Origin of the sequence: Frisingicoccus sp., from assembly GCF_048388605.1 — a bacterium.
In the GTDB taxonomy this organism is placed as follows: Bacteria; Bacillota; Clostridia; order Lachnospirales; family Lachnospiraceae; genus Frisingicoccus.
The window spans coordinates 58,878-78,516 of sequence record NZ_DBGCTU010000035.1 but is presented as its reverse complement, the minus strand read 5'-3'; the positions used below and the strand labels follow the sequence as shown (position 1 = coordinate 78,516).

Below are 19,639 nucleotides of genomic sequence, written 5' to 3'. Positions count from 1 at the left end.
CTCTGAGAAATAGAGATACCCTGAAGAATATGCAAGTGTTGTAATGCACGCATTTCTGCAGGGTATCTCTATTTCTCTTTTTAATGGGTAGAAATCGGCATTAGCCGATTTCCCCTTCTAATATGGATTTATTCAGAGCATGGCTCCGAACACCAGTCACACAAGCCGCTTTAAAATCATTCTTCCACCTGTAAACCAACAGACAACAAGAATAATGCCGCTGAAATGAATGTTATCAATTTGTTATCAAAAGACCTTTCAAAAGTCCGCAAACCCGCATAAACACTGGGTTTCTTCAACTTCTCAATTTATTCGAACTCAATCGTTGCCGGCGGCTTCCCTGTGCAGTCATAGAGCACTCGATTAACGCCTTTAACCTCATTGACAATCCGGTTTGTCACTTTTTCGAGAACATCCCACGGAATATGCGCGGACTCAGCGGTCATGAAATCGCTTGTGGTAACCGCCCGCAGGGCAATCGCATAATCATAGGTACGACCATCGCCCATAACGCCAACGGAGCGCATATTCGTAAGAGCCGCAAAGTACTGGCCCAAATTTTTATCCACACCGGCTTTGGCGATTTCTTCCCGATAAATGTAATCCGCATCCTGAACAATACGTACCTTTTCTTCGGTAACCTCGCCGATGATACGGATTCCGAGGCCAGGGCCAGGAAATGGCTGACGGCTTACAAGGTATTCCGGAATACCAAGTTCACGGCCTGCATTGCGGACCTCATCTTTAAAGAGGAGACGCAGAGGCTCAACAATTTCTTTGAAATCAACATAATCCGGCAGACCGCCCACATTGTGATGAGATTTGATCACCGCGGATTTTCCGAGGCCGGATTCGATAACATCCGGGTAAATTGTTCCCTGTACCAGGAAGTCCACAGCGCCGATTTTTTTAGCTTCTTCTTCAAACACACGGATAAATTCTTCGCCGATAATTTTACGCTTTGCTTCCGGCTCAGTCACACCGGCCAGTTTGCCGTAAAAACGTTCCTGGGCATTAACACGGACAAAGTTCAAATCATATGGACCATCCGGGCCGAAAACGGCTTCAACTTCATCCCCTTCATTTTTTCGAAGCAGACCATGGTCCACAAATACACAGGTAAGCTGTTTGCCGACCGCTTTGGCAAGCATAACAGCGGCTACGGAAGAATCAACGCCGCCGGACAATGCGCAAAGCACCTTGCCGCTGCCGATTTTTTTGCGAAGTTGTTCAATCGTAGTTTCAACAAAGGAATCCATTTTCCAGTCACCGCTACATTCGCAAACCTTATAAACAAAGTTTGAAAGCATTGTCATACCTTCCTGGGTATGCATAACCTCCGGATGAAACTGGGTCGCATAAAGCTTCCTTTCCGGACACTCCATGGCAGCAACAGGACACACCGGTGTATTCGCAATGACTTTGAAACCGGCCGGTGCCTCTGCAATATAATCCGTATGGCTCATCCAACAGATAGTCTGTTCTGAAACGCCTTCAAAAATTACGGAAGAAGTATTTACGGACACCTCTGTTTTTCCGTACTCGCTGACCGGTGCTGTCTGAACCTTTCCACCCAATATATGCGCCATTAATTGAGAACCATAGCAAATGCCTAAAATCGGTACTCCCAGTTCAAAAATTTCTTTCTGATATGTCGGCGAATCTTCTCCATAAACACTGTTTGGCCCTCCGGTAAAAATAATTCCTTTTGGATTTAACGCTTTAATCTGTTCCAATGTCATGGTATGGGGATGGACTTCACAGTATACGTGACACTCTCTGACACGTCTCGCAATCAACTGATTGTACTGTCCGCCGAAGTCCAATACGATAATCATTTCTCGATTCATCTACCGTCTCCTCCTATGTTCTTTATCATAATCTTACTTATAAATTTATACCTTACCGCGCGGAGCGCGCCCATGCGAAGCATTTGACATACAGTATGCCCGAATGGGTATACCTTATCGTGCGAAGCACGCCCATGCGAAGCATTTGACATACGGTATGCCCGAATGGGTATACCGTATCGCGCGAAGCTTGACGAAGCGCGCCCATGCGAAGCGGATTTTCTTATCTTTCTCGAAATGGGATAGATTCTATATTACAACATTTTGAAACCAAATTCCACTGTATTTTTTACTAAGTTACTTTTTATCCCTCTCCAAATATTTTTTGATATATTTACCCGTATAGGAAATCGGTGACCGGACCACCTCTTCCGGTGTTCCCTGAGCAATTATGGTGCCGCCCCGGTCGCCGCCGTCCGGCCCGACATCGATAATATAATCCGCCGTCTTAATGACATCCAGGTTATGTTCGATCACAACCACCGTATTGCCGCCGTCCGTCAGGCGTTGAAGAATTTCAATAAGCTTATGGACATCCGCAAAATGAAGCCCTGTCGTCGGCTCATCAAGAATATAAATTGTCTTGCCGGTGCTTCGACGGCTGAGTTCCGTGGCCAATTTGACGCGCTGCGCTTCACCGCCGGACAGAGTTGTTGACGGCTGTCCGAGACGGACATAAGAAAGCCCCACATCGTTCAGCGTTTCTATTTTCCGCCGGATGGACGGCACATTCTCAAAGAAATCCAAAGCTTCTTCAACGGTCATATTCAGGACATCGTAAATATTTTTACCCTTATATTTAACCTCCAGAGTTTCCCGATTATAGCGTTTTCCCTGACATACTTCGCAAGGCACATAAACATCAGCCAGGAAGTGCATTTCAATTTTGATGATTCCATCCCCGGCGCAGGCCTCACAACGGCCGCCCTTGACATTAAAACTGAATCGGCCTTTTTTGTATCCCCGCTCTTTGGCATCCACGGTGGAGGCAAATAAGTCGCGGATCATATCAAAAACACCGGTATAAGTGGCCGGATTGGACCGGGGCGTCCGCCCGATCGGAGACTGATCAATATTGATCACCTTATCCAGCTGGTTCACGCCCAGAATATCTTTGTGCTTTCCCGGCCGGGAGGTTCTTGAATGATTCAAATCCCTCGCCAGACGCTTATATAAAATCTCATTAACGATTGAACTCTTGCCCGAACCGGACACACCCGTAACACAGGTGAAAACTCCCAGAGGAATATCCACATCGATGTTTTTCAGATTATTTTCCCGGGCGCCGACAATAGTGAGATGACCCGTCGGCTGACGGCGCTGCGGCGGAACCGGAATCCGTTTTTTGCCGGAAAGATATGCGGCCGTAATTGACTTGCGGCTGCGGATAAATTCTTTCGGAGTTCCCTTTGCCACCACTTCTCCGCCATGTTCACCGGCTCCCGGACCTATATCCACCACATAATCCGATTCTAGCATGGTATCTTCATCATGTTCCACCACTATAAGGCTATTTCCTAAATCTCGAAGATCCTTGAGTGCCTTCAGAAGTTTATCATTATCCTTCTGATGCAGGCCGATACTCGGCTCGTCCAAAATATAGGCAACGCCAACCAGGCCCGACCCAATCTGTGTCGCCAGACGGATTCTCTGCGCCTCGCCGCCGGACAATGTGCCTGTGGAGCGGGCCAACATCAGATAATCCAATCCGACATTAACAAGAAATCCCAGGCGGGAGCGGATTTCTTTTAAAATCTGCTGCCCGATCATCTGCTGATGCTCACTCAGAGTCAAATGATTCATAAAATTCAAAAGATCAACGATGGACATTTCCGTAATTTCCGCAATATTTTTATCTGAAACCGTCACCGCCAGTGACTCTCGCTTCAAACGTTTGCCGCCGCACTCTCCGCAAGGCGTAATCATCATATAGTTTTCATATTCCTGCCGGGTAATCTCCGAACTTGTCTCCCGGTATTTCCGCTCCATATTGCGGATCAGCCCCTCGAAAGCCACATCATAAATGCCCTCGCCGCGCATTCCTTTATAGTGGACTTTCACGGATTCCCCATTGGTGCCATGAATTAAAATATCCTGTATCTTTTTCGGATAATCTCTAAACGGTGTATCCAGAGAAAAATGATAATGATCTGCCAGGGCAACAAGAATCGCATTGGTAAAACTTCCTTTGGAATTAGCCGACTGCCATCCCATAGCCGCAATAGCGCCTTCATTAATGCTCAACGATGTGTCCGGAATAATCAATTCCGGCGAAAATTCCATCTTAAATCCCAAGCCCTTACACACCGGGCAAGCTCCAAAAGGATTATTGAAGGAAAAGCTTCTCGGCTCGATTTCATCCAAGCTGACGCCGCAGTCCGGACAGGAAAATCTCTGGCTGAAATTCATTGGCTCGCCGCCGATGATATCGACAACAACAAGCCCATCGGACAACTTCATCGTTGTTTCAAGGGAATCCGTCAATCGCTTTTCGATTCCCTCTTTGACTGCCAAACGGTCCACTACAATCTCTATATTATGTTTCTTATTTTTTTCCAGCTTGATCTCTTCCGACAACTCATAAAGGTTACCATCCACCATCACCCGGACATACCCGCTCCGCTTTGCCTGCTGGAAAATTTTTACATGCTCTCCCTTACGTCCGCGGACCACCGGGGCTAACAGCTGAATTCGCGTCCGTTCCGGCAAGGCCAGAATAGCGTCAACCATCTGATCCACCGTCTGCTTTTGAATCACCTTACCGCATTTCGGACAATGCGGAATGCCAATACGGGCATAAAGCAAACGTAAATAATCATAAATCTCCGTGACTGTGCCAACCGTAGAACGCGGATTCCGGTTTGTTGATTTCTGATCAATAGAAATCGCCGGCGGAAGACCTGAAATGCTTTCCACATCCGGTTTTTCCATCTGACCGAGGAATTGCCGGGCATAGGAAGATAAGGACTCCATATACCGGCGCTGCCCTTCTGCGTAAATTGTATCAAAGGCCAGAGAAGATTTTCCCGAACCGCTCAAACCGGTGAAAACAACCAGCTCATTTCTCGGAATATCAATATCAATGCCTTTTAAATTATGCTCTCTGGCACCTCTAATCTTTATATATTCTTTTTTTCCTGCCATAACTACCTCTTTTTGTCTGTCTTATATGTCAAAGTATCTCTCCCCAATTGCCGTCGTGCTTCATCACCGCCGATAGCCTTCGCCTCTTCTGTCTCCAGAAGAATGATCCGAATACCTGCTCTTTCCGCCCGCGCCGCAATATCCGAAATTCCATCCGGATCCACCGGGACAACAAACAGTATATCCATGGGAGCGTTGATAAGACTTTCCAGTTGTTCTTTCTGGCGTTCCGCATCGCCATGGGCATCGGTTATATTTAAATGATATCCGTCACTCTCCATAAAGGCCGTATAGAAAGATTCGGTCTGCACAACCTGCCATTCATACAGATTTGAGCTCTGGGCAAAACCGACATTGATCTTATCCGGCCTGACGGTGATCTCTTCTGTATTCACAATCTCTATCGCTGAATTTTCGTCAACATATCCCAGATGGAGTTCCTCGGTTTCCATGGAAATCCGAGGGGACGAAACGGCCTTGCCGCATGCGGCAAGGCTCCATATCATTGTTAAAACATTTAATACATATAAACAACGTTTCATTATTTGTGTATTTCCAGCAGCTTCTTCTTCAAATCATCTTCCATATGTCGAAGCTCCCCTTCGGCCGCCAGACGTTTTTCTCTGCCTTCTGTCTGAATCTTCATAATTTCATCCAGAGTGGAAATCAGGGATTCATTGGTCTGCTTCAAAGTTTCAATATCAACAATGCCTCTCTCGGATGCCTTCGCCGTCTCAATGGAAGCCATCTTTAATTTCTCCGCATTCTTCTTCAGCAGTTCATTTGTCATATCTGTCACCTGCTGCTGAGCTTTTGCAGCCTGATTTGAGTGCTCCACTCCGAGGGCCAGAACCATCTGACTCTTCCAAAGCGGGATCGTATTTACTACGGTAGACTGAATTTTCTCCACCATCACCGTATCACTGTTCTGCACAAGGCGGATCTGCGGCGCTGTCTGAATGGAAATCATCCGGGTCAGATCCAGATCATGAAGTTTTTTCTCGAAACGCTGACACAGGCCTTCCAGATCCTTGGCGGCCTGGGCATCCTCAGCCAGTCCGCTGGTTTCCGCTTTCTGAATTAATGCGGGAAGCTCTTCCCTGCGAACCTGCTCCAGTTTCTTCTTTCCGGCCAGAATATACATTGTCAGCTCTTTAAAGTAAGTCAGATTCAGTTCATACATTTTATCCAGAGTGGCAATATCTTTTAATAATACAACCTGATGAGCTTCCAGAGATTTGCAGATCTGCATAACATTGTCTTCCGCCTTGGCATATTTTGCCTTCATTGAAGTCATTTTATTCGAAGTTTTCTTAAAAAGGCCGCCTAAAAAGCCTTTGCTTTCCTCCTCAGCATCAAAGCTCTTTAATTCGATAACCACATTGCTGAGCATCTCCCCGACTTCACCCAGATCTTTTGATTTTACATTTTCCAACGCAGCTTCCGAAAAATCCGCCATTTTCTTCTGAACACCGGCGCCATATTTCAAAATGGCATTGGTATTATTCAGATCGATCTGCTGACTAAAGCTGTCGACCATCGCCCGCTCTTCATCACTTAACACAGAATCATCCATCGGTTCCGGCTCCTTAGCCGTTGTTTCTGCCAGTTCGGCTTTCTCATTCATTTCCGGCATTTCATCAAACACCAGTGTCGGTGCTGTCTGAAACTCTTTAAATGCTTCGCTCATCCTTTTCTCTCCTTACTTTTCAGATTTCTTATGTATTTTCATCTGCGCCCCGCGCGATAAGTCATCCCCCGTCAATCCTTCGTTGGCAAGCATGGTATTTAAAACAGAAATATCTGTTGAAACATCCCAGGCCGTATCTTTATAACAACTATCCAGAAGGTTTTCAAAAGCCTGATCCAGCGTGTCAAGGGTCTTCTCGATTTCTTTTTTCGTATCTGAGATATTCTGTCCCTGTACCGGCTGATTATCCAATTCCTGATAAACATCCAAAAGCTTCTGAGTCGTCGGCAAATAATAATTCATAAACTGATGAAGCTCCGGCGCCAAAGACGGATCCTTCTCCACCTGCGCAAAAATCCGGGAAATAATCAGCTCCAAACGGGAAATCTTTGCCGAAATCTCCGCTCCGGGAATAGCATTATTGCAGGCGCGAATATGTTCAACATACCGTTTGCCCTCCATAAGCATCGTCCGCACTTCCTCGGAATATTTCGGATCCGACATTTTTGCAGCCTCAGCTTTAGCCTTTGCCTCCCGCTCCTCAAGGCTCTTCTGGGCCAGACAATATTGGTCATAAGCCTGATTTGTTACCATAAAGCATTTATTCTGTTTATCCAGATGTCCCTGTAAAAACATCCGGCGATTCAGCATTTCTTTTAAATCTTTTACCACATAAGCCGGGGTCTTTCCAATCTTCTCAGCCAGTTCTTCCACATCGCAGAATTCCCGGTCATCCAAAATCTTCCGATATTCTCTAAACCGTTTGATCTGAGATGTAACCCGCTGTCCCCGCATACCGATGATCATACAAATGATAAAAAGAACTAATAAGATCAAAATCGGAATAAACAAAGCGCTTAAGCCGTCCAGCGCGAACTGAATAATGACCAGCACCGCCAGCCCGATCCCAAACAGGGTACTTAAAATAAAGCCGATAACAACCATCAGCGTTGCGCCGATTTCCCCCTTCGGATGGGAAACATAATACTGGGCCTGCTCCATTTCCCGCTGTTTATAGGAAGATTGGTTCTTTACTGTCCCGCGATGAACCTGCGGACCCGCCGCCCCGTTTCTGCTCTTTTTTTCATATTCGCTCTGCGCCCTTGACACTGTTTCCGACGCCTGAGAAACCCCGGAACGCACAACACTGACCGCATCATTCACCGTCTGGCGTACCGTTTCATTTAATTCTCTGAAATCATTGGAATCAATGGCAGACTGAACAATTTGCTGTATCTGTTCACCAAAATCATAAAAATCACTGTTTTTCATATTATGCCTTTCACTCCATTTATTATAAATAAGAAACCAACTTAAATTATAGCGGATTTTTGCATAAAACACAAGCACTGCATGGCAAAAACAAAGCCTGCGAACAAATGTTTTTTTTGCTCGCAGGCTGTACTTTAATTCTCTGAATTCATTTTATAAAGATGCTTTGATCTTTTTGTAAATGCCTTCGGCATCCAGGCCGTATTTATGAATTAATTCCACGGCAGGACCGGATTCGCCATAGGTATCTTCCACACCGATTTTTGTCACTTTTGTCGGTGCCTGGGCGGATAATGTATCGCACACCGCACTTCCGAGACCGCCGATGATCGAATGTTCTTCCACCGTAAAAATGCGGCCGGTTTCCTTTGCGGCTTTGACAACCAATGCCTCGTCCAACGGTTTGATCGTATGGATATTGATCACACCGGCATCAATGCCGTCCGCAGCCAGCATTTTAGCAGCCTCCAGAGATTCAGAAACGCAAAGACCTGTTGCGATGATCGTCATATCCTTACCTTCTTTTAAGGTAATACCTTTTCCGATTTCAAATTTATAATCCGGATGATCATTGATCACCGGAACAGCTAAACGCCCAAAGCGCAGATATACCGGGCCTTCATGCTCATAGGCCGCATATACGGCCGCTCTTGCTTCCACATCATCGGCCGGATTGATGACAACCATCCCCGGAATCGTCCGCATCAGAGCAATATCTTCATTGCATTGGTGGGTTGCTCCATCCTCGCCGACAGAAATACCGGCATGGGTCGCCCCGATCTTTACATTCAGCTTCGGATAGCCAATCGAGTTGCGAATCTGCTCAAAAGCCCGTCCGGCAGCGAACATGGCAAATGTACTTGCAAAAGGGACCTTCCCTGTAGCAGCCAGACCGGCAGCAATGCCCATCATATTTCCCTCGGCAATACCGCAGTCGATGTGCCTTTCCGGATACGCTTTTTTAAATACGCCTGTTTTTGTAGCTGCAGCAAGGTCTGCATCCAGAACAACTAAATTTTCGTGTTTTGCACCGAGCTCCGTCAGCGCATTACCATAGCTTTCTCTTGTGGCAATTTTCTTTACTTCTGACACAGTGCTTCACCTACTTTCTCCAAATCTTCCATAGCAACTTTGTACTGTTCATCATTTGGCGCTGTGCCGTGCCAGCTTGCCTGATTTTCCATGAAGGAAACACCCTTTCCCTTTACGGTTTTGGCAATGATCGCCGTCGGCATTCCCTTTGTTGCCCGGGCCTCCGCAAAAGCAGCCGCAATCTGCTCAAAATCATGACCGTCGATATTGATGACATGGAAATTAAAGGCTTCAAACTTTTTATCAATCGGATATGGAGAACAAACATCTTCAATGTTTCCGTCAATCTGAAGACCATTATTATCTACGATGACAACAAGGTTATCCAGCTTCCGGGCGCCGGCAAACATTGCCGCTTCCCAAACCTGGCCCTCCTGAATTTCGCCATCGCCGAGAAGTGTATATACGCGGTAAGAATCATTACTCAATTTTGCAGATAAAGCCATACCTACGGCTGCGGAAACGCCTTGTCCCAGGGAACCGCTGGACATATCAACTCCCGGAATGTGTTTCTTATCCGGGTGTCCCTGAAGGTAAGAACCAACTTTGCGGAGCGTTGTCAGATCCTCCACCGGGAAAAATCCTTTATGCGCCAATGTGGAATAATATGCCGGCGCCACATGCCCTTTAGACAATACAAATCGGTCTCTATCGTCTTTATCCGGCGCCTTTGCATCGACGTTCATCTCTTCAAAATAAAGATAAGTAAAAATATCTGCTGCAGATAAGGAGCCGCCCGGATGTCCGGATTTTGCACTGTGTACAGCTGTCACAATACCCTTGCGGATATCATTGGCCATCTTCTGAAGTTCTATCGTATTCATCATCTAACCTGCCTTTTCTTCATAGGAATAGCGGGATATTCCCGCTATTCTTCTTAGTATCGTTACATATGAAATGAATTATTCACCAAATACAGCTTTATAGTCTGCCTGGAACTTTTCGATTCCCTGATCCGTCAGAGGATGCTTGATCATCTGCTCAATAACATTATAAGGAACCGTTGCAATATCGGCGCCTGCAAGGGCACAATCCGTCACATGGATCGGATGACGTACACTGGCAGCGATAATTTCTGTTTCAATACCGGCTACCGCAAAAATTTCGGAAATTGTACGGATCAGATCAATACCCGGTGTGGAAATATCATCCAGTCTGCCAAGGAACGGCGATACATAAGCTGCGCCTGCTCTTGCAGCCAGTAATGCCTGATTTGCCGTGAAAACTAAAGTCACATTTGTTTTGATGCCCTCAGAAGACAATACCTTACATGCTTTTAAGCCTTCTGCTGTCATAGGAATTTTAACAACCATATTTGGATGAATTGCAGCAATCGCACGTCCCTCTGCAATCATTCCTTCTGCATCTGTTGTTGTTGCCTTAACTTCGCCGCTGATCGGTCCATCAACGATCGATGCGATCTCAGCAATAACTTCTTCAAAGACACGGCCTTCTTTTGCGATCAAAGACGGATTTGTCGTTACACCGCAGATAACACCCATATCATTGGCTTTCTTAATATCCTCAACTTTTGCTGTGTCAATAAAAAATTTCATTGGTTTTTCCCTCCTGTTTTCTTTTTTTATATTCTCACTAAGTGTTCACAGTATACCACGTCAACTATGCTCGTGGAATACCTCGCTAAGTTTCCGGGTATGCGTTCTCACTAGGCTCGAAAATACCTCGCCAAGTGTTCACAGTATACCACAAACAAATCGGAATGTCCATCCGATCAGCTTTTTAAAATGACTGTTCAACGCCCATCGGCCGGGTATATTTTTTCAGCCACTCTCTTTCCTCTTCTTCCAGATAAGGGCTGATTTTTTCATAGACCATCCGATGATAAGTATTCAACTGTTCGATATCCTCCGGATTCAGCCATCGCGTATCAATGCCATCCAGATCGATCGGCGCCCAGGTGAGCATTTCAAACCGCATGAACTGACCATACTCGTTCTTTTCATCCTCAACACAGATCAGTTCATTTTCCGTTCGAATGCCATGACTGCCCTCGATATAAACTCCCGGTTCATCCGTTGTTATCATGCCGGCCTCAAGGACTGCCGAATCATTCCGTCCCGCAACCGGTTTCCACCGAAAACCATTTGGTCCTTCATGGACACTTAAAAGATAGCCGACACCATGCCCTGTTCCGCACTGATAATCAATGCCGAGCTTCCAGAGAGGACTCCGGGCCAGAATATCCAACGTATAGCCGGTACAGCCATAGAGGAACTTTGCATTTGCCAGATTCAGCATGGATTTCGCAACCAGGGTAAAGTGCTTTTTCTCCTCCCCGGAAATCTCTCCCAAAACAAAAGTCCGGGTAATATCCGTAGTTCCCTCATAATATTGACCGCCCGAATCCACAAGAAGCATCCCCGACGGTTCCAGCGCAGCATCCGTTTCCGGGGTGGCGCTGTAGTGCATCATCGCCGCATTTGCCTTATATGCGGAAATAGTAGTAAAACTCAGATCCACATAAGTGTCGATCCGGGAACGGAGATTTTCCAGATAATCCGATGCGCTGATTTCCGTCATCGGGATCTTTCCCACATTGGTTTTCAGCCAGTACATAAATTTAGTAACGGCAACACCGTCTTTAATATGTCCCCGCCTCAGATTATCAAGTTCTACATCATTTTTTACCGCCTTTGGAATCATTTCATGAATATCCGTCAAAACCACGGAAACCGTCTTCGGCACACACTGACAGAGAGCATAATTCACTTTTGATGAATCATACATCAGTTTTCCCTCCGAAAGCCTCTTTAATTCGTCATAAATTTCCATATATGGTTTTAAAATGATACCGTCCTTCGCCAGAGTATCCGTCACCGCATCAGGAAATGCCCGACTGTCCGCATAAAGCCAGACGGTATCCTGTCCGACCAGGGCAAATGACAAAAAGACCGGCGTATGACTGACATCACTGCCTCTGAGATTCATCAGCCAGGCAATATCTTCCAGAGAAGAAAGAAGGACCCTGTCTCCGCCTTTTTCTTTCATATAGCGGCGAAGTTCTGAAAGTTTCTCTCTGCGGCTCTTTCCCGCATATTTTTCATCCAATATGTATACAGTCTCGGCGGATCTTTCCGGCCGCCCGGTCCAAAGACTTCCGGCCAAATCGCGATCCCAGAGAAGTCTCCCGTGTTTTGAAAGAAGCAGCTCTTCATAGCCTTCGCCCTGGGCCAGATCTACCACCTGCCCGTCAAAGGCCAGGGTGCCTCCCTCCGGCAAATGCTCTTTTAAATACTCAGACACTGTCGGAATCCCCGCACTGCCCATTCGAAACAACTGCACCCGGCTTCCCGCAAGCTGATTCTCCGCCTGAATAAAATACCGCCCATCGGTCCACAATCCGGCCATATCCATGCCGATCAGCAATGTTCCGGCCGAACCGGTAAATCCGGCATAATAATTTCTTACTTTATAAAAATCACTGATATATTCAGAAGAATGGTCATCAGCTGTCGGTATGAGGTAAAAATCAATTTTTTTCGAATCCATCTCTTTTCGCAGCTGTTCTATCCGTTCATCAAATATCGTCATACTTATCCCCTTTTCCAAATACATGCCTACCGGGAAACTGGCACGCATCCGCGTGCCAGTCTCCGTTGCATTTTATTCGTTTTCTTCTTTAATTTCTTCTTCAACTTCTGCCGCTACTTCTTCGGCTTCCGCAGCAACTTCTGCAGCCTCAGCTGTCTCTTCGGCAGTTTCTTCAGCCTCCGGCGCCTCTTCATCCGTCACATCTTCGACTTCATCCTCAAAGATATCATCGACATCGAAATCATCTTCAACACCGTTTCTGGCTTTTGCTTCTTCAATCTGCGCTTCCACTTCCTGAATTGCTTCCAGTCCCATATCGACTTTTTGACACAACTGAACAACCGGCCCTGAAAACTCTGCGCCCGCTTTTTTCTCCTCATAAATCATCTTGCCGATTTCAATATAGGTTGCCTTCAATTCGCTGTTCAATGAGTTCTTTTTTAAACGTAATTTCTGAATACCTACAAACTGCTCTGACTTTTCACAAACTGTTTTTGTCACATCGCTAAGACCCTGTTTTAAATCATCAAAAAATGCCATTCTAGTACCTCCTTTGCTTTCTTCTATTTTACCTCAGAACACGTAAAGTTTCAAAGGTATTTTTCAAATTCATTGCACCATATCCCCATCCTCTGTTTGGGAACTCATCACTTCCTCTCCGGGAAGCCCCCTGGATCAATAAACGACGGATATCATTACCGTCCATATTGACAATGATCACATAGAGTAATCCCCATTCCGACAACAGCGCCGCCGCTCCGGCCGCATGGGCCGCCGACACACTGGAGCCGGTCATCTGACCGTATCTTCCCCCGGGAAGGGGCCCGAACACATTAACCCCCGGCGCCGCAATATCCGGCTTGATAAACCCTGACGACGTATATCCCCGGCTGGAATGAATATAAAGGCTGTCATTATAATGATTATAATTTGCCGCCACGATCAGAGAACTGGTCGTCGCCACAGAAGATAAAGTAATCTCCGGGTCGGGACTCAGGAAATAGGTATCTTCCTCGATAAACTTCTCCATTGGAAGCCAGGCATCAAAGCGGCCGTTTAAAATTCGATCGCCATATACCCGGAGGTTCCATATCCCCGGCGTCGGATTTCGAAATTGGAGAACCATGAGAAACTGGCCGCTGGTAATCCCTACCGATTTGTCGGCAATGTAAATCTCCGTTTCTTCAAATAAGAGTCGTACCCGCTGGGATTCGCCAAGCCGCGACTGACTCCTTGCGATCCGCTCTCCCTCCGGCGAAACAATCTCCACGGAAAAAACATCGGCAAGGGAACCCCATATTTCCAATTGAAATCCCCGTTCTCCTTCGCCCACCCGAAGTTCCATATTCTGACTGTCATCCTTTCCCAAAATGAACCCTGAAAAATGATGGGCTTTTCCGAGTTCATTGCCTGCCGCAACGGTAACGCAGACCCCCGTCAGATTATTGACACTGTTTAAATACTGACTCAAAAATGATGTTCCCTCATGACTGTCCAGATTATTTCCCATTCCAAGGCAAATCACCAGGGGCATCTGATATTTGACCGCCTGAGTCAGCGAAAACTGAACGGCCATAAAAATATCTGTTTCCTGAAAGGCAATGGAACCTTCCTTTAAAACATAATAATCTCTCAAATAATTCTTGGCCGGTTTAAGCTTAACCGCAATAATGGAAGCTTCCGGCGCCGCGCCGATAAAATCGTTCTCTCTGTCCTCGCTTCCGGCGATAATCCCGGCCATAAAGGTCCCATGACCTTCCTCATCTCTCGAAGGAACAATATCCAATGGATTTTCCGTCATTAATGCCTGATTCAGATCATCACTTGTATACAATGTCCCATAGGGGAATTGCTCCGGCACCTGCTCCGACTCAACGGTCTGATCCCAAAGCCCTAAAATCCGGGTGGAACCATTCGAAAAGCGAAAAACCGGATGGGTATAATCAATGCCCGTATCAATGATACTTACCAGTACTCCGTTGCCCCGATATCCCGAACCCGGACTGTAATGCACCGGCAATATGCCGCTCTGCTCCATACTCGTCGTATCCATCAGTCCCATGACCACAGGGATCATATTATATCCATAAGCATCCGAATCCAACTGTCCGCTTTCGGGAAGCGGTCTATGAATAATAGCAAAATTGCTGTTAATGATCTCATAGCAGGATGGATTGTAGGTATTTATCATAACATCCACATTTCCGCCGTATTCGACAACAAAATCCGCATAATCCTGAGACATAATAATATCTCGGCAGAGTAATTGCTCCTCCGTCAACGCCAATCAAATCACTCCCGGACTCATATCAGTCTATTCTATTCCTGCTACCGGGGTTTTATTCGGCAAACTGAAAACACCGCGCATTTCAATAAGAGGACCGCCTCTATGCTCCACATAAGGCTGAGTGATCGTCACTCTGCCGATATTATCATCTTTTGGAATCTGATACATAATATCCAGCATCAATTCCTCAATAATGGAGCGCAGCGCCCTGGCCCCGGTCTTCTTTTCAATCGCCCGTTTTGCAATAGACTCAAGGGCCCCGTCGTCAAACTGCAGATCCACCTCATCCAACGCCAGCAGTTTCTGATACTGCTTGATAATGGCATTTTTCGGTTCCTTAAGAATTTTTACCAAAGCCGCTTCATCCAGTCCTTTCAGCGTGAAAATCACCGGCAGCCGGCCGATAAACTCAGGAATCATACCAAACTCCCGAAGATCATCAATCGTCACCTGGCTCACAATATCCGAATCCTGATCATGGGCATCTGAGAGCATGGCCCCGAAACCGATACCGCTCGTCTTATTCAGCCGGGCTTTAATAATTCCATCCAAATCCGGAAAAGCACCGCCGCAGATAAATAAAATATTTCTCGTATTCACCGTTGTCAAAGGAACCATGGCATTTTTGCTGCTGGCGCCGACCGGCACTTCCACATCGCTGCCCTCAAGCAGCTTCAAAAGTCCCTGCTGCACCGATTCTCCGCTGACATCCCGGCTTGTCGTATTTTTCTTTTTCGCGATCTTATCAATTTCGTCGATAAAAATAATGCCCCGTTCTGCCTTTTCCACATCATTATCCGCCGCTGCCAGAAGCTTGGAAACAACGCTCTCAATATCATCGCCGATATAACCGGCTTCCGTCAATGATGTCGCGTCCGCAATGGCCAGCGGCACATCCAAAAGCCGTGCCAATGTCCGCACCAGATAGGTTTTTCCGCAGCCCGTCGGCCCGATCATGAGCATGTTGGACTTTTCGATTTCAATCTCATCCATCGTATTGGTTGCCACCCGTTTATAATGATTATACACGGCAACGGACATCACCTTTTTTGCGTAATCCTGCCCGATCACATAATCATCCAGCCGGGCCTTGATCTGATGCGGCGGCAAAATCTGTTTTAAGTCGATGGCCGGTTCACTTTTTTCCTTCGGCTTCTTCTTTTTCAGCCGCTGGCTTTTCGGAATCCCATCCTGGATATTTCCCGGAAACATATCCTGAAGATTCATATTTTTCATCAGATCTTCATAATTGATATTTGTATTCCCCATCATCGTAAAGCTCCGCTGCATACAATCCGGGCAAATGCAGATGCCCTCCATCGGAAGGCGGATCAATTTTCCAACCTTGCTCTCCGGCCGACGGCAAATATAACAGATATCCTCATAGTCATCTTTATGCTCAGTCTCATCCGTAATATCCTTCGTATCCTTTACTTCTTCATAATCTTTCATACAGTTCCTCCCCAATGTCTACAGTATACCTCGCCAAGTGTTCACAGTATACCACTAAAGGGAAAGCGCATGCCTATCCGGCAATCCGCTTTCCCTGATAATCCTTTTTCTTTATTTTTTATATTAAATTATCCTTCCATATCTGCTTTTGAGCCGAGAATGGTTGATAATTCACTTTCCGCAAAGGAGTTTCGGCCTGTCTGACGCTGAACAGTCAATGTGACCTGGTCTCCAGGCATACAGGCTTCAAGTTTCTCCTGTAATTCTTCCATGGTGGAAATATCTTCGCCGTTAAACCCGGTGATAATATCTCCCTGTTCAAGTCCGGCCCGCTCCGCTGCAGACCCCCGCGCTACCATGCTCACATAAATGCCTGCCGGATATCCGTATTTGGATGCCTCATCCTCGCTTAACGTGCCGCCGGAAATACCGAGATAAGCCGTATTCTCATCTGTTTTTGTGACGATCGTTCCATCAATGATTCCCTGTGCCGTCTCCAATGCGGAATTGATCGGAATGGCAAAGCCCATGCCTTCAACATCAGTATTGGAATACTTTACTGTGTTTACGCCGATAACCTCACCCTTTGTATTCAAAAGAGCGCCGCCGCTGTTACCCGGGTTGATCGCCGCATCCGTCTGAACGAGTGTCATTGTCCCATCGGTCATCTCTACTTCTCTTTCCACAGCGCTGATCGAACCGGTTGTCACGGACTGGCCGTAACCAAGCGCATTACCTATGGCAATAGCTCCGTTTCCGATCTTAAGGGCATCCGAATCGCCCATCACTGCCGCCGCAATATTGGACTTTGTATCCTCACTCAGAGAATTATAATCCACGGTGATGACCGCGATATCCGCTGTTTCATCATAGCCTTTAATCTGGGCCTCCGCCGTACTTCCATCATTAAATGTTACATTAATGCTGGTAGAATCCTGAATGACATGATAATTTGTCATAATATAAAGTGTACCGTCAGCCTCACTCATAATAATTCCTGAACCGGCGCCGCTTCCCTCCTGGGAATAGAGCTGGCCAAAAAAGCTGCTGGTCGTTACAACCTGCGTATTTACCGCAACAATCGACGGCATACACTGTTCTACAATATCCGATACATCGGTTGCTTTGATCGTCTTCACATCCGTGGAAGAGGTTTTCACGATATTTACATTCGTACCTGCGTTTTCCACTTCGTTTTTCCCTGCCGTTAATCCTAAAGCACCGCCAATGCCCCAGAATACGCCTCCGGCCACCAGGCCAAAAGCCAATCCCAGACATACGGCCTTAACCAGCTTCACACCGAAACTGCTCTTCTTCTTCCCGGATTTGTTCGGTTCCGGGCTATCATAAGGAGAATACCTTCTTCGCGTTTCATCCGATGTCTGACGATAGTAATTATAGTCATTTGCTGACTGTCCTGAAGATTCCTGACCGCCTTCATGGTAATTATAAAAATCACTCATAGTGTTTCCTCCATTTCGTATCATTTTATGATGCCATTGTAACAACTATTTGTGAATGGATTGTGATTCAATTGTGATTCAATTGTGAATTATTTTCGGAAGATGATCAACTTACTGAAAACATAATTTAAAACAACAACCACCACCTGGGTAATAAACTTGGCCACGCTGTCAGGAATACCAATGATGTCCACACTGATAAACATGATCGCCATATCCATCACGCCGGAAAGGAGACGGCAGCCCACAAACGTCGAAATCTGCCGCATAATTGCTGAAAAGCCTTTGACCTTGCTCTTAAACACCCATGTCCGATTCGTTATATAGGCAAAAGCCACCGCCGCAGCCCAGGAAATGGCATTGGCCACCAGATAGTTGATTCCCATACCGCTGGTGCAAACAAAATAAACAACAAAATTGACCACCGTCGTCAGGCCGCCGAAAACAAGATACGATACGACTTCCCTGTACTTTGTCAATAATTCTTTCATTTTACAACCTCTTTCGTTTCCTTATATTTTTAAAGTCTGCATAGAGGAAAAATTTTAGCCTTCTGTGCAGGCCATTAAAATCAAAATAAAACTTTTTTTGCACTTGAATTTCATTATAGAAGATTTTTTCGGTGTTGGCAACAAAAACATCAATACAAAAGCCGTGATGTCACCGGTGCCGGATATTCCCGTTCTGGATGACGCTCACGGCCTTTGTTGGCCTTCACTATATCTATTATAAATATCCTCCATCTGCCTGCATATTAATTACATTTGATTTTCTTCGTTATATGGGAAAAATTTTTTTCATCTCTTTACTCTGATATTTTGTATAACGGTCTACCCATTCACGCCTAATATTTCCAGCCACTGCAGACAGAGCCGATTTCACAACCAGCTCCTGAATGTCTACAGTTTCTCAAATTCCCATAAGGAATTAATCGAAGAATCAATGGATGGCAGAAATTTATCCAAAAATCCTGTTCCTGAAGGATTAAGCAACAGCCGTTCTTACTTCTCCCACATTCTTCTCTCTGGATTCCATTTGCTCCAAATCTCACTGTCAACATCAAGCAGCGGTGCAGCAAACACCTTCACACCCGATATGGCATTTTCGAGTGAAACCTGAATCATTGCCTTTTTCTTTTTCATGAAAAACTTCCATCTCGTTTGGTGTAACGGATCGTGAATAAATTCTTCTCCAAAAGCGGCCGTACCCATCGACATTTCTGTACCTCGGTTTTGGAAAGTCTCAATAACTGCATTTTTTATCTCCCCGTACTGAAATGTATATTTGTTCATAAGCACATAAATATCATACCCATTCGGGCATCCCGTATGTCAAATGCTCCGCATGGGCGCGCTTTGCGCGATAAGGTATACCCATTCGGGCATCCCGTATATCAGATGCTTCGCATGGGCGCGCTTCGTCAGGCTCCGCGCGATAAGGTATAGAAATCTTTATACCGGCTATTCATATATCCATTATGTATGACTGCCTCAAGCTTTTCAGCAATCAACGTTTCCATCGAATAAGCATTGACCTTCGGTGCTTCCATATCAAGGAGCACCGGAAAATCCATCTTCACGGCATCCGGATAAATCACATCTCCAAATCCGATATCTATGCTCACCGGGATTCCTGTCCTATCAAGATATCCCACAATCGAAACGTGCAAGCCATGATATTCCTTAAATTCCGTGATGTCCTCCTCGCTGCTGTTTGAAATCCGTCTTGCAAGCAGGTCTATATCTGTGGTGACCCTCTCATAATTTCTGTCAAAAATCGCATAGAAAAATATTCCGCCTTTCAGCACGAAATGCTCTGCATACTTTGATATGGAAAT

The 19,639-nt window shown here is 46.0% G+C and carries 16 protein-coding genes; all 16 read right to left on the bottom strand.

Annotation, left to right across the window (positions count from 1 at the left end):
* Positions 1-308 precede the first annotated feature (308 nt).
* The gene (gene guaA / locus ACMN7X_RS09255) at positions 309-1,850 is read right to left on the bottom strand and encodes a glutamine-hydrolyzing GMP synthase (protein ID WP_418747177.1); all 1,542 of its coding nucleotides are present in this window, start codon (positions 1,848-1,850) and stop codon (positions 309-311) included.
* Positions 1,851-2,147: 297 nt separating this feature from the next.
* Complete coding sequence (gene uvrA / locus ACMN7X_RS09250; protein ID WP_418747176.1) at positions 2,148-4,994, bottom strand: excinuclease ABC subunit UvrA; 2,847 nt, start codon at positions 4,992-4,994, stop codon at positions 2,148-2,150.
* A 2-nt stretch (positions 4,995-4,996) separates the two neighbouring features.
* A complete protein-coding gene (locus ACMN7X_RS09245) occupies positions 4,997-5,536 on the bottom strand; it encodes a substrate-binding domain-containing protein (RefSeq protein ID WP_418747175.1) in 540 nt (179 codons plus the stop codon).
* Complete coding sequence (locus tag ACMN7X_RS09240) at positions 5,536-6,684, bottom strand: toxic anion resistance protein (RefSeq protein WP_418747174.1); 1,149 nt, start codon at positions 6,682-6,684, stop codon at positions 5,536-5,538. The genes ACMN7X_RS09245 and ACMN7X_RS09240 overlap by 1 nt, the downstream gene beginning before the upstream one ends.
* Positions 6,685-6,696: 12 nt before the next feature.
* Positions 6,697-7,956 (bottom strand): 5-bromo-4-chloroindolyl phosphate hydrolysis family protein, encoded by a 1,260-nt coding sequence (locus ACMN7X_RS09235; RefSeq protein ID WP_418747173.1) that lies wholly within the window; start codon positions 7,954-7,956, stop codon positions 6,697-6,699.
* A 153-nt stretch (positions 7,957-8,109) separates the two neighbouring features.
* The gene (locus tag ACMN7X_RS09230; RefSeq protein ID WP_418747172.1) at positions 8,110-9,048 is read right to left on the bottom strand and encodes a transketolase family protein; all 939 of its coding nucleotides are present in this window, start codon (positions 9,046-9,048) and stop codon (positions 8,110-8,112) included.
* Positions 9,036-9,872 carry a transketolase gene (locus ACMN7X_RS09225; protein WP_418747180.1) on the bottom strand — a complete coding sequence of 279 codons (837 nt, stop codon included), beginning with the start codon at positions 9,870-9,872 and terminating at the stop codon, positions 9,036-9,038. The genes ACMN7X_RS09230 and ACMN7X_RS09225 overlap by 13 nt, the downstream gene beginning before the upstream one ends.
* Positions 9,873-9,950: 78 nt before the next feature.
* Complete coding sequence (gene fsa / locus ACMN7X_RS09220; protein WP_178042285.1) at positions 9,951-10,604, bottom strand: fructose-6-phosphate aldolase; 654 nt, start codon at positions 10,602-10,604, stop codon at positions 9,951-9,953.
* Positions 10,605-10,788: 184 nt separating this feature from the next.
* Entirely contained in the window at positions 10,789-12,600 is a 1,812-nt protein-coding gene (locus ACMN7X_RS09215; protein ID WP_418747171.1) for an aminopeptidase P family protein, read from the bottom strand.
* A 72-nt stretch (positions 12,601-12,672) separates the two neighbouring features.
* Positions 12,673-13,140 carry a hypothetical protein gene (locus ACMN7X_RS09210; protein ID WP_418747170.1) on the bottom strand — a complete coding sequence of 156 codons (468 nt, stop codon included), beginning with the start codon at positions 13,138-13,140 and terminating at the stop codon, positions 12,673-12,675.
* A gap of 28 nt (positions 13,141-13,168) precedes the next feature.
* Entirely contained in the window at positions 13,169-14,887 is a 1,719-nt protein-coding gene (locus ACMN7X_RS09205; protein ID WP_418747169.1) for a S8 family peptidase, read from the bottom strand.
* Positions 14,888-14,914: 27 nt separating this feature from the next.
* Positions 14,915-16,339 carry an ATP-dependent Clp protease ATP-binding subunit ClpX gene (gene clpX / locus ACMN7X_RS09200; protein ID WP_418747168.1) on the bottom strand — a complete coding sequence of 475 codons (1,425 nt, stop codon included), beginning with the start codon at positions 16,337-16,339 and terminating at the stop codon, positions 14,915-14,917.
* A 128-nt stretch (positions 16,340-16,467) separates the two neighbouring features.
* A complete protein-coding gene (locus tag ACMN7X_RS09195; RefSeq protein WP_418747167.1) occupies positions 16,468-17,802 on the bottom strand; it encodes a S1C family serine protease in 1,335 nt (444 codons plus the stop codon).
* A gap of 89 nt (positions 17,803-17,891) precedes the next feature.
* Positions 17,892-18,293 (bottom strand): GtrA family protein, encoded by a 402-nt coding sequence (locus ACMN7X_RS09190; RefSeq protein WP_418747166.1) that lies wholly within the window; start codon positions 18,291-18,293, stop codon positions 17,892-17,894.
* Between the two features lie 510 nt (positions 18,294-18,803).
* Complete coding sequence (locus ACMN7X_RS09185) at positions 18,804-19,094, bottom strand: hypothetical protein (protein ID WP_418747165.1); 291 nt, start codon at positions 19,092-19,094, stop codon at positions 18,804-18,806.
* A 128-nt stretch (positions 19,095-19,222) separates the two neighbouring features.
* On the bottom strand, positions 19,223-19,633 hold the full coding sequence (locus ACMN7X_RS09180; RefSeq protein ID WP_418747179.1) for a nucleotidyl transferase AbiEii/AbiGii toxin family protein: 411 nt from the start codon (positions 19,631-19,633) through the stop codon (positions 19,223-19,225).
* Positions 19,634-19,639: the final 6 nt, after the last annotated feature.

What these genes read in the sequence shown, in the direction of transcription:
- ACMN7X_RS09185 (WP_418747165.1), bottom strand. Translation starts at nt 19,094, where the DNA reads ATGAACAAATATACATTTCAGTACGGGGAGATAAAAAATGCAGTTATT.
- ACMN7X_RS09225 (WP_418747180.1), bottom strand. Translation starts at nt 9,872, where the DNA reads ATGAATACGATAGAACTTCAGAAGATGGCCAATGATATCCGCAAGGGT.
- ACMN7X_RS09245 (WP_418747175.1), bottom strand. Translation starts at nt 5,536, where the DNA reads ATGAAACGTTGTTTATATGTATTAAATGTTTTAACAATGATATGGAGC.
- ACMN7X_RS09240 (WP_418747174.1), bottom strand. Translation starts at nt 6,684, where the DNA reads ATGAGCGAAGCATTTAAAGAGTTTCAGACAGCACCGACACTGGTGTTT.
- ACMN7X_RS09195 (WP_418747167.1), bottom strand. Translation starts at nt 17,802, where the DNA reads ATGAGTGATTTTTATAATTACCATGAAGGCGGTCAGGAATCTTCAGGA.
- clpX (WP_418747168.1), bottom strand. Translation starts at nt 16,339, where the DNA reads ATGAAAGATTATGAAGAAGTAAAGGATACGAAGGATATTACGGATGAG.
- uvrA (WP_418747176.1), bottom strand. Translation starts at nt 4,994, where the DNA reads ATGGCAGGAAAAAAAGAATATATAAAGATTAGAGGTGCCAGAGAGCAT.
- ACMN7X_RS09235 (WP_418747173.1), bottom strand. Translation starts at nt 7,956, where the DNA reads ATGAAAAACAGTGATTTTTATGATTTTGGTGAACAGATACAGCAAATT.
- ACMN7X_RS09210 (WP_418747170.1), bottom strand. Translation starts at nt 13,140, where the DNA reads ATGGCATTTTTTGATGATTTAAAACAGGGTCTTAGCGATGTGACAAAA.
- ACMN7X_RS09190 (WP_418747166.1), bottom strand. Translation starts at nt 18,293, where the DNA reads ATGAAAGAATTATTGACAAAGTACAGGGAAGTCGTATCGTATCTTGTT.
- fsa (WP_178042285.1), bottom strand. Translation starts at nt 10,604, where the DNA reads ATGAAATTTTTTATTGACACAGCAAAAGTTGAGGATATTAAGAAAGCC.
- ACMN7X_RS09215 (WP_418747171.1), bottom strand. Translation starts at nt 12,600, where the DNA reads ATGACGATATTTGATGAACGGATAGAACAGCTGCGAAAAGAGATGGAT.
- guaA (WP_418747177.1), bottom strand. Translation starts at nt 1,850, where the DNA reads ATGAATCGAGAAATGATTATCGTATTGGACTTCGGCGGACAGTACAAT.